General features: G+C 33.2%; 8 protein-coding genes. 4 read left to right on the forward strand and 4 right to left on the reverse strand.

The genetic code is table 11. The features are described from left to right. Nucleotides 1-92: 92 nt before the first annotated feature. A complete protein-coding gene (gene fumC / locus Q1B37_RS04315; protein WP_299602259.1) occupies nt 93-1490 on the reverse strand; it encodes a class II fumarate hydratase in 1398 nt (465 codons plus the stop codon). A gap of 172 nt (nt 1491-1662) precedes the next feature. Here fumC and Q1B37_RS04320 point away from each other — a divergent pair, with 172 nt between their 5' ends. Then, nucleotides 1663-1839, forward strand: coding sequence for a hypothetical protein (locus Q1B37_RS04320; RefSeq protein WP_299895882.1), 177 nt, complete (start codon nt 1663-1665; stop codon nt 1837-1839). A 100-nt stretch (nt 1840-1939) separates the two neighbouring features. Here the strand turns inward: Q1B37_RS04320 and Q1B37_RS04325 are convergent, their stop codons facing one another. Further along, nucleotides 1940-4375, reverse strand: coding sequence for a TonB-dependent receptor (locus Q1B37_RS04325; RefSeq protein ID WP_299895885.1), 2436 nt, complete (start codon nt 4373-4375; stop codon nt 1940-1942). Between the two features lie 273 nt (nt 4376-4648). Here Q1B37_RS04325 and Q1B37_RS04330 point away from each other — a divergent pair, with 273 nt between their 5' ends. Beyond that, nucleotides 4649-5206 (forward strand): conjugal transfer protein TraO, encoded by a 558-nt coding sequence (locus tag Q1B37_RS04330; protein WP_299602254.1) that lies wholly within the window; start codon nt 4649-4651, stop codon nt 5204-5206. Between the two features lie 48 nt (nt 5207-5254). Next, nucleotides 5255-7894 (forward strand): DUF5011 domain-containing protein, encoded by a 2640-nt coding sequence (locus tag Q1B37_RS04335; RefSeq protein ID WP_299895889.1) that lies wholly within the window; start codon nt 5255-5257, stop codon nt 7892-7894. A gap of 57 nt (nt 7895-7951) precedes the next feature. On the opposite strand, the gene arsC is transcribed toward Q1B37_RS04335, so the two are convergent. Together arsC and prfB are read right to left on the reverse strand one after the other, a co-directional pair. After that, entirely contained in the window at nt 7952-8293 is a 342-nt protein-coding gene (arsC, locus tag Q1B37_RS04340) for an arsenate reductase (glutaredoxin) (RefSeq protein WP_299895891.1), read from the reverse strand. A gap of 9 nt (nt 8294-8302) precedes the next feature. Then, nucleotides 8303-9401, reverse strand: a protein-coding gene (prfB, locus tag Q1B37_RS04345; RefSeq protein ID WP_299895894.1) for a peptide chain release factor 2 whose coding sequence is annotated in 2 segments (ribosomal slippage) — nt 8303-9337 and nt 9339-9401 — 1098 coding nt in all. Because the reading frame shifts where the segments join, the coding sequence is not laid out codon by codon here. A 108-nt stretch (nt 9402-9509) separates the two neighbouring features. On the opposite strand from prfB, the gene Q1B37_RS04350 reads away from it, so the two are divergent. Next, a complete protein-coding gene (locus Q1B37_RS04350) occupies nt 9510-11921 on the forward strand; it encodes a zinc-dependent metalloprotease (RefSeq protein WP_299895897.1) in 2412 nt (803 codons plus the stop codon). The last annotated feature ends 48 nt before the right edge of the window (nt 11922-11969 follow it).

Below are 11969 nucleotides of genomic sequence, written 5' to 3' on the forward strand. Positions count from 1 at the left end.
CAAAAAACCCCTTGAAGCTAGCTTCAAGGGATTAAATAAAATCTTGTAAAATTGTCAACCTATTTTAGGACGACTCATAATTAAACCTTATACTATTTCATAGCACCTACCATATCTTCAGGTTTTACCCATTCATCAAATTCAGTTTCGGTAACATATCCTAAGGCAATAGCTTCTTGCTTTAGTGTAGTTCCGTTTTTATGAGCTGTATTGGCAATTTCTGCAGCTTTATAATATCCAATCTTGGTATTTAATGCTGTTACTAACATCAATGAATTATTTAATAACTCAGTAATTCTAGCCTGATTAGGTTCAATGCCTTTTGCGCAATGTTCTTCAAAAGAAACGCAAGCATCTCCTATTAATTGAGCACTTTGTAACAAATTGGCAGCCATTACGGGTTTAAACACATTAAGTTCAAAATGACCTTGCATTCCTCCAACATTAATAGCAACATCGTTACCCATTACTTGTGCACATACCATTGTTAATGCTTCACATTGTGTAGGGTTTACTTTTCCTGGCATAATAGAACTTCCTGGTTCATTAGCAGGAATAATTAGTTCTCCGATTCCACTTCTTGGTCCAGAAGCTAACATACGTATATCATTACCTATTTTATTAAGTGATACTGCAATTTGTTTTAGTGCACCATGAGTTTCTACAAAAGCGTCGTGAGCTGCAAGTGCTTCAAATTTATTTTCTGCAGTTACAAAAGGAAGACCAGTAAACTGAGCGATAAATTCAGATACTCTTTTTGCATATCCTTTAGGTGTATTTAAACCAGTACCAACAGCAGTTCCTCCTAAAGCAATTTCGGCCAAATGAGGTAACGTATTTTCTAAAGCCTTAAGCCCGTGATCTAATTGAGAAACATATCCAGATAGTTCCTGACCAATAGTAAGAGGAGTAGCATCCATAAAATGTGTTCTACCGATTTTTACTACATTTTTAAAAGCTTCTGATTTCTTTTTTAAAGTATCTCTAAGTTGGGTAATTCCAGGAATAGTAACTTCTAATATCTTTTTGTAAGCAGCAATATGCATTCCAGTAGGGAAGGTGTCATTAGATGATTGTGACTTGTTTACATCATCATTTGGTTGAATAGTTTTTTCTCCTTCTCCAATGGTTTTTCCAGCTATTTGATGCGCACGGTTAGCAATAACTTCATTTACATTCATGTTACTTTGTGTACCCGAACCAGTTTGCCAAATTACTAATGGAAACTGATCATCATGCTTTCCTTCTAAAATTTCATCACATACCTGCGCAATAAGATCTCTTTTTTCTATAGGTAATACTCCTAATTCACAGTTTGTAAATGCAGCCGCCTTTTTTAAATAGGCAAACCCATATACAATTTCTAATGGCATTGAACCTGGTGCTCCTATTCTAAAATTATTTCTGGAACGTTCTGTTTGTGCTCCCCATAGTTTATCAGCAGGCACCTTTACTTCGCCCATCGTATCTTTCTCTATTCTATATTCCATAGCTATGATGATTTGTTTTTCGAACGGCAAATTTAAGAATTTGAATAGCTTTTTGGGAATAAAGATTGCCGAAATTGATCTAAAATTTTGATTTAAAAATAAATCATATTTATGTTATGAGATAAATATAAGAGTTAGTATCTTTGGCAAAAATTGAAATTACATTACTATTATGTTCGAATTTGATCAGTACCTTGGTTTTTTAGCATTCCTAACAATCCTAACCATCGGATTTTGGTTAATGATATTTTTATTAACATTTGTAGTTCCTTATTGGATTTTTGGAGCTACTATTGAAAACTTCAAATTAAAGCAGGAAGCAAAACGCAAGGTTAGAGGAGAAGCATAGGTATAAGAAAGTATTAGTTATATATAGTAAAAAAGGAAGATCAATCGATCTTCCTTTTTTATTTAGTGTCCATATCTAGTTGTTAAATAGGATGTTATTTTTAACCTTCGAATTCTTCATCACCACCACCAAAATTATTTCTTGAACGTTGTCTTTTCTTTTTCTGATTAAACCTGTAGGTGAATGATAACGTAAAGCTACGTTCTCTCCATTGAAATTCACTATCCGTAACAAAGGTTTCTGTTGTTGAAACACTTCTTCGTTTTCTACTATTAAAAAGATCACTTACATTAAAGGTTAATGAAGCTTTTTCTTTAAACAAATCTTTACTAAAAGCTAAGTTTACACTTAATAAACCTTCACTTTTTGTTTGTGCATTTTCATTAGGACCTGCATAGAAAGCTGTAGTTTGCCAATCTATTTTGGCAGGTAACGTAATTTTATTGTTTAATCTTGCGAACCAACTAAAGTTATCTGCATCAAAATTTTGACCATCAAAATCTCCTCTTATACTGTTTTGAAACGCATTGAAATTACCGTTGATTCTCCATTTTCTATTTGGGCTATAGGTCAACGTAAATTCAAAACCATAACGATCAGAGCTCGATAAATTAATGGGTCTTCGTCTAATCACTGATACTTCGGTACCATCTCCTATAATTGCTGTATCTCCAGTATCTTCTGCAATAAATGTAAATATTTGGGTAGATCGATTATAATATATAGAAGAATTTAAAGTAAGTTTTCCAAGTCTATTGAGATATCCGAGATCAAAAACATTAGAGTAACTTGGGTTTAAATCTGAATTTCCTTGAAATATGTTTGTGGCGCTAGATCTAGATGGAAAAGGATTGATAAATCTAGAACGAGGTCTTCTTATCCTTCTATTATAGCCAAGTGTTAAACTTTGCTTATCCGTTAATTTATATCCTAGATTGATCGTAGGGAAAATATCTGTATATATCTTTTTATTGAGATCATTACTCGTTTTTTGATCTATCGTTATTCTAGTGCTTTCAACCCTTAATCCTAGAAGGTAAGATAATTTTCCTGTCTTACTTCCTAACTGAGTATAGGCTGCATTTACTTGTTCTTTAAATAAAAGATTGTTTGATAAATCGGTGTCTGTACTAATGTTTCCGTTGTCATCAAATTCTACTAAGAAATCGGTATCTAATTCATTAAAGTTTCCTCTATAACCGAGTTCAAATTGTGTTTTTTCTCCAATAGGAAGTACATAATCAGATTGTATCAAAATACGATCTTGCTTCTCTAAAGTATTTACAAGTTCGACAGTAGAAATATTTTCTTGAGTAATTCTTGAATCTTCTATTTCTTCGCTATTCTCTATCTGAAAATCGAAAGTAAGCTTATGACCACTATCATTAAAATCTTTATTGTAGTTAATGGAGTACTGTTTTGTTTCGTCATCTTCAACTTCCGGGTCAAAACGAAGATTACTACTTAAAATGTTACCATTTTCGTCTGGTTCTGTTATTAAATTGGTAGTATTACTTTCATTATCACTTGATCGGTAAAGAAAAGAGGTTGTAAGAGAAGATGAATCATTAATATACCATTCTACTCCTACATTTGTATTTATTCCTTTTCTAATTCTGTCAAAATCTCTTTCTTCATTAAGAAAAGTATCGGGTTCATCTATGTTCATGTCTCGATCAATATTGAAAAACCGTGTCTCCGATAGAGAATTACCAGGAACTTCACGATAATTATATCCTGAAGTAGTGAAAAAGTTTAGGTCTCCTGTACGATAATTGATATTTCCAGATACTCCAGCTTGTAATGGAAATCCAGTATTAACCGTAATAGCTCCGTTTAATCCTTGTAATTTACTTCTTCTTAAAATGATATTTAATATTCCGGCAGTTCCTTCGGCATCATATCGGGCGGATGGAGAGGTGATTACTTCAACTCTTTCAATCGATTCAGCTGGTAACTGACGTAATGCATCCGTACTATTAAGTCCAACTAATCCAGAAGGTTTTCCATTTATTAATATTCTTACATTGTCATTTCCACGTAGTGCAACATTTCCTTCAACATCAACAGAAACAGAAGGGACATTATCCAAAACATCACTTACGGTTCCACCACTAACAGTAAGATCTTTTCCTACGTTATAGATTTTTTTGTCAAGTTTTATTTCTACGGTTGTTTTCTCTGCAATAACAACAACGTCATCTAAAGATTCTGTATCCAATCCTAGGGATATAGTACCTAAGTTAGTATTTGTAAAAAGTTTTCGTTTTGTTAGTGTTACGGTTTTGAATGATATATATTCAATAGAAATATTATATATCGATGCGGGAACTTCGATATTAAAGTTTCCATTGGTTTCGGTAATTCCACCAGTAACGATTTTATTTTCTTTAGGATTTATAAAAGAAATAGTTGCATACTCTAAAGGATCATTTGTCTCTTTGTCAATTACTCTTCCTGTAACCTTTATTGTTTTTTGTTGTCCAAAAGATGCTAGTGTAATAAAAACTAGTACTAGCGAAATAATTTGTTTCATATTTTTATGTTGGGTGACCAAAAATATACTTAGAGTAGTAGGATATCGGTTAAAGCACTGTTAAATAATATAAGGTATTTAAAACCAATAGTTTAATTATTGCTAACTGTTAAATAGAATTAACAAAAATGTAATAATTGTAAATTTTATTAGGATTTGAAAGAATTTAGTTACAATAATAATAGTGTAAAATCCGTTAGCGTTTTTTAGTTTTGCACATAATTTTGCGGAAAAAAGCTTAAAAAAATCTCACAAATAGATAAAATAGGGTTTATGAAAAAACTTCTTACGAATAAGTCACTTCTCATATTAGTATTGATTATTAGCTCTTCAATTTCCATGTATGGGCAGAGTCATAAAACAGCACTATCAATAACCGGAGGTTATGTAGATGGTGGTTTTGGTGGTTTAGCAACCTTAGATTATAAAGTAAATGAATTCGATTATTTGCAGTTTGGTCTTCAAGGGAATTTTACAAAATTAGAGGTCAATGATATAAAAGTACCTGTAAATCTTTATTCTTTTAATGCAGGTTTCTTTTTTGATGTTCTGCGAAATAACAAAAGAACATTTGCACTTTCCTTAGGAGCTGGTGGTACAGTAGGGAGCGAGGTTATCAATAGCGGAGATGAAACGCTTGAAAATGGTCAAACATTAAATATTGAACCAAGTCAAATTGTTTTTGGAGCTTATGCAGGTTTAGATGCAGATATCTTTTTAATACCTACAATAGCCATTAATATAAAAGCACAAGAAATATATCATTTCAATAGTGAAATTGGAGAATTGACTCCTTATTTTGGTATTGGAGTAAAACTGATATTAAAATAACCCCTTTTATATTTTGATATCGAAATCTTAAAAACTTAAAAGAAATCAATGAAAAAAACTTTTCAATACACAATAACTACATTAGTATTTATTTTTGTGCTTTTTGCTTGTAACAAGGAGATTACAGAAGATTTACTAGTTTTTTTTAAAGTAGAGTTCAACGAAACAACTTTTGACGCTTTTGTTAATACGGAAGAAGAAACAACATTTACTATTGTTGGTATCGATAATATAGCGGCAGGAGATTATCAGATAAAGTACGACGTAACAGAAGGTTCAGGTTCTTATTTCTTAAATGATACTGAAATTTCTGAAAATGAATTTGTTGATTTACCTGCTGGACCTGAATTTACCATAGAATATGTCGGAACCTTAGTTGGTGTAAATAAAGTTACAGTAACATTAAGAGATGCACAGGAAAGAGAAGAAGAGTTTGTGTTGACTTATAATGTAAATGATACGGATTTTACGTTTGATGTAGCACCAAGTTCCGAAACAACTTATGTGAGTGGTGAAATTGATTTAGATTTATCCATAGCAGAAATTAGTAGTGCTACTTATGAAATTGCATATACTTTTATTTCACCTAGTGATATAACTACAGAGGGTGCAGGTACTATTAGTGTAGATGATACTGATCTAGAGCCTGACACATCAAGAGCGATTTCAGTTGGAGATTCTAGATGGCAATTTACAGGAGTAGCTTTAGGAACAGTGGATGTTGAATTTACGGTTACTAGTAGTTTAGGAGTTTCTAAATCTCAATTGTTGAATATCGTGGTTGGTGAAACTCCGGATTTTACGTTTACAGCAACTTTAGTAGATAGTACGAATCCTATCTTTACAACCAATTCCGGTGCAGCAATTAATTTTAATATTACAGAAACCGCAGGAACATCAAGCTATGTTATGAACTATAGTTCTTCTAATACTGGGAATCTGGTTTATAATGGAGAAACGTTCGAACCTGGTGATAATATTTCGATTCAGGTTGGAGAAAGTATAGGTACTTATGTAGGTACTTTAGAAGGGGAGCACATTTTGGATTTTCAGGTAGATAATTCAAATACCGTTACCGTATCAAGAGAAGCTTCTTTAACGTTAACCTATAGAGATCCTGATGGTACACCTCCTACAATAGAATTAGTTGGAGCTGCTGAAATTACTATTAATATCGGAGAAGCATTTGTAGATCCTGGTGCAACAGCATCTGATGATATTGATGGTGATCTTACAGCTAATATTACAGTTGCAGGTTCAGTGGATGTAAATGTTCCAGGAACATATACTTTAGTGTATAGTGTTCAAGATTCTTCTGGGAATACCTCTACTGTTGATCGTATTGTAAATGTTATAGATAATATCGATCCTGTTATTACACTATTAGGAGATAATCCGTTGACTGCTTTACAAGGAGAAACGTTTAATGATCCTGGGGCAACTGCTACGGATAATGTAGATGGTGATATTTCTTCACAAATTCAGGTAACAGGAATGGTTAATACGAACGTAACTGGAGCATATGAACTAACTTATACTGTTAGCGATACTGCAGGTAATCAAGTATCAGCAACTAGAACAGTAAATGTAATTAGTGATAATCCACCAGTGATTACTCTAGTAGGAAGTAATCCTTTAGAGGTTAGTTTTGGTGCTACTTTTCTCGATCCTGGAGCTACAGCTACAGATGATTTAGATGGAGATTTAACTGATCAGATACAAGTAAGTGGAGCAGTAGATGTAACTATACTTGGTTCTTATACACTTGTGTATAGCGTTACCGACTCGTCTGGAAATAATGTAGAAGTGACAAGAACAGTAAACGTTATTGATAATACAAGTCCTGTTATTACTTTAGAAGGAGCTAATCCTTTTATTGTGAATGTAGGGAATACTTTTACCGATCCTGGTGCTAATGCTAACGATAATGTTGATGGTAATATAACAGCGAACATAACGGTATCAGGAAGTGTAGATGTGAATACACCAGGAGATTATGTATTAACGTACAGCGTCACAGATTCATCGAATAATACAGCAACAATTACTAGAACAGTAAGAGTTATAGATAATGTAGCTCCAGTAATTACCCTAGTTGGAGCTTCAACGATAACTGTACAACAAGGAGGAAGTTTTACAGATCCTGGAGCAACTGCATCGGATAATGTAGATGGTAATATTACAGCATCTATTCAGACAACTGGTAATGTAAATGTTAATTTACCTGGATCATATACCATACGATATAACGTCCAAGATGCTGCGGGTAATAGTGCTACAGAAGTTACACGTACTGTAATTGTAGAATCTAATATCAATTTTAATATATCTACCGGAGTTCTTACGGCACCTTCTGGAGCTGCAGTAGAATTGACAATGGTATCCGGTGGTGATAGCAGTGGTACAGCAAATATTAGAGCTACTAGTTCTGGTGGTGCAAACCTTGGAATAGCAATTACTTGTTGGGGCTTAGGTCCTGGAGAACAATGTTTGGATGCAGATGGTGACGGTGAAGATGATACGAGTAATTTTACTTTTACAATGCCATCTGATGGAATAGCTAATTTTACGGGATCTCATGATCCAGATATAAGTTCTTCTGGTAGTGGTACTAGTTTTACAATAAGGGTGAATGGTAATTCGATATTTAGTGGTAATATGAGTTCCGGAAATGGTATTCCTCAATAAAGTAGAATTGAAAAGAGATAAAAAAAACCTCGGAATTTAGTTTCGAGGTTTTTTTTATTATAGAATATCTAATACTTTTTCAGGTGGTCTTCCAATAATCGCCTTATTGTTTTTAATGACAATAGGTCTTTCAATTAATTTAGGATGACTTACCATAATTCGTATTAGTTCGTCATCTTTGATCTCTTTTCCCTTAAATTCTTGCTTCCATATAGCTTCATTAGTTCTTACTAGTTCTATTGGTTTTATATCTAATAAGTTAATGATATCCTTAAGCTTATTTTCAGTTAGAGGAGTATCCAGGTATTTTATAATTTCTAAATCCTCTTTTTTATCTTCAAGAATTGCTATGCACTGTCTTGATTTACTGCATCTTGGATTGTGATATATTGTTGTCATAATTATTGTTTAGTCTTCATTTTTTTGTCCCATCATCATAAGGTATGCTTTCAGAAAAGCGTCAATATTTCCATCCATGACTGCATCTACATTACCAGTTTCTTCAGCTGTTCTTACGTCTTTTACTAATTTGTAAGGATGCATTACATAATTACGTATTTGGGATCCCCATTCAATTTTCATCTTAGAAGCTTCAATCTCGTCTCGTTGAGCTTGTCTTTTCTTAAGTTCCAGTTCAAAAAGTTGAGATTTTAGCATTTGTAATGCTTTTTCTCTATTATCATGTTGGGATCTGGAATCGGAACAAGATATTTGAATTCCCGTAGGGAAATGCGTAAGCTGAACTTTAGTTTCTACTTTATTTACATTTTGTCCACCAGCTCCACTGGACCTAGATGTAATGATTTCATAGTCTGAAGAATTAATATCTATTTCAATACTGTCGTCCGCCAAAGGGTAAACATATATTGAAGCAAATGAAGTATGTCTTTTTGCATTGCTGTCAAATGGAGAAATACGCACTAAACGATGAACACCATTTTCTCCTTTTAACCAACCAAAAGCATATTCCCCTTCGATTTCTAAAGTCACTGTTTTAATACCTGCAACATCACCTTCCTGGTAGTTCAGCTCTTTTACCTTAAAGCCTTGTTTCTCTGCCCACATTAGGTACATACGCATTAGCATACTTGCCCAGTCACAACTTTCGGTTCCACCAGCACCTGCTGTAATCTGAAGAACAGCGCTCATACTATCACCTTCATCACTAAGCATATTCTTAAATTCAAGATTTTCGATTAAATCAAGTGCTTTTTGATGATTTGTATTTACTTCTTCTTCAGTGGCATCTCCTTCTTTATAAAACTCAAATAGGATTTCGAGATCATCAATAAGGCTTACACCTTTTTCATACTCAGAAACCCATTTTTTTTCAGAGTTTAAAGCCCTCATTATTTTTTCCGCTTCTTGGGCATCGTCCCAAAAATCTGGAGCATACGTTTTTTCTTCTTCGTTAGCGATTTGGATTAGTTTGGCATCAATGTCAAAGATACCTCCTTAACGCAACCAGGCGCTCTCTAAGATCTTGTAAAGTCTCAGTATTGATCATATTTTGATTATTTTTTGACAAAAATAGGATTTAACAATTCAGTAGGAAATAATTTTGCTATTATTTTATAGTTTTAATTCTTTTGTAATTCACATTAATCATTTTTAAATGAGACTATATTTTTCTTGCTTCTTTTTAATAGTTGCTCAATCACTTTCAGCTCAATTTTTAGATTCACATAAAGAATTAAAATCATATACAGGTTTCTTCGATTTTCACTATAGTGAAGATAAAGATGCCATTTATTTAGAAGTAGATAAATTGGATGAAGAGTTTTTATATGTTCACTCGTTAGCTTCGGGTCTTGGTTCTAATGATATTGGATTGGATAGAGGGCAAATAGGTAATGGTGTTATTGTAAAATTTGTTAAAGCTGGAAATAAACTACTCTTGGTTCAACCGAATCAAAGATATAGAGCAATAACAAATAATAAATTAGAAAAGAAAAGTGTTGAACAGGCCTTTGCGAAATCAGTCTTGTTTGGTTTTAAAATAGAGGAAAATAAAAATGGTTCTTATGTAATTAATTTTACTCCTTTTTTGATGCAAGACACACATGGAGTTATTGATAGACTAAAAAATCAAAATGAAGGTAATTATAGTATAGACAAGACTAAAAGTGCATTAAGTTTAGAAAGAACTAAGGCATTTCCAAAAAATGTAGAATTTGAAGCACTTTTGACCTATAAAGGAACTCCCAAAAGAGGTAATATTTGGTCAGTTGCTCCCGATGCTAAATTTCTTACAGTTACTCAACACCACTCTTTTGTGCAGTTACCAGATGATAATTATAGAAAACGTGAATTTGATCCTAGAAGTGGAGCACTTTCTATATCCTATTTGGATTATGCCACTCCGATACAAGAACCTATCGTTAAGAGATATATTAAAAGACATCGATTAGAAAAGAAAAACCCAGAACTAAAGATGAGTGAAGCTAAAGAGCCTATTGTTTATTACTTGGATCCAGGAACTCCAGAACCTGTAAGGTCTGCATTACTAGATGGTGCAAGATGGTGGAATCAAGCGTATGAAGCGATTGGGTTTAAGAATGCTTTTCAGGTAAAAATGCTTCCCCCAGATGCTGATCCCATGGATTTGCGATATAATGTAATTCAATGGGTACATCGTTCTACACGTGGTTGGAGTTATGGAGCTAGTGTGGTAGACCCAAGAACAGGAGAAATTTTAAAAGGGCATGTAAGCTTGGGAAGTTTAAGAATTCGTCAGGATTTCTTAATAGCGCAAGCATTATCTAATAAGCCTTTTGCTAATAATGATGATAATTACAAACCTATGTTAGAAATGGCTTTAGCAAGAATAAGACAGCTATCTGCCCACGAAGTGGGTCATACCATAGGTTTTGCTCATAATTTTGCTGCAAGTACTAGTGATAGGGCATCGGTAATGGATTATCCGCATCCTACCATTAGATTAAAAGATAATCAAATTGATTTTTCTGACGCTTACGATACTAAGATAGGGGTTTGGGATAAAGTAACTGTAGCTTATAGCTATGCTGAGTTTAATAATAAAGCTGACGAAAAAAAGGAATTAAATAAGATTTTAGATGAAGCATATGCTTCGGGTTTACGTTTTATATCTGATAGTGATGCAAGACCGCAAGGAGGAGCTCATGGCTTGGCTCATTTATGGGATAATGGCAGCAATGCTTCTGAAGAATTAAAGAGTGTTTTAGAAGTAAGAAATCATGCGATTAATAACTTTTCTGTTGATAACATTAGAACAGGGGAGCCATATTCTGTTTTAGAAGATGTGTTTGTTCCATTATATTTTTTTCATAGATATCAGACGGAGGCTGCTGTAAAATTAATAGGAGGTCTTAACTATAATTATGCTACTAAGGGTGATATGCAAACGATTGTAGAAGTAATTCCTGCAAAAGAACAAAAGAAAGCACTAGATCAGATTTTGCGTACTATATCTCCTGAAGTTTTAGCAATTCCAGAAAGTAAACTAGGGTTATTTCCACCTCGGGCTTTTGGTTATAATCGTACTAGAGAGTCTTTTAAAAGTAAAACAGGAGTAGGGTTTGATGCTTTAAGTGCTGCATCTACTGCTAGTGATATGAGCTTATCTTTGTTGTTAAATAGTGAAAGGGTGTCTAGATTGGTACAGCAGAGAAGTTTAAATAAAAATGCGTTAGGGGCATCTGAGGTGATCGATAGATTGATACAACAAGTGTTTAATTCGGAATCAAAAAGTGATTATTATAATGAAATACAAAACGTTGTAAAAAATAATACGTTAAAGCATTTAATGAAGTTAAATAATGATAAAAACGCATATCCCCAAGTACAGGCTATCGCTTATAATTCGTTGCAAAAAATAAGTTCTCTCTTAAAATCTCAAAATACTAACGTATTAAATAAAGTTTATAATGCCTACTTTGTGAAACAGATAGAGAATTTTATAGCTAATCCTAAAGATTTTAAACCAATGTCATCACCTAAGATTCCTGATGGTTCTCCTATAGGAAGCTTTCAATGTAATTTTTAATTTCATTCGCATATTCTCTAAAAATACTAAGAACTAATTACTTATTCT

This window comes from uncultured Aquimarina sp. (assembly GCF_947492965.1).
In the GTDB taxonomy this organism is placed as follows: domain Bacteria; phylum Bacteroidota; class Bacteroidia; order Flavobacteriales; family Flavobacteriaceae; genus Aquimarina.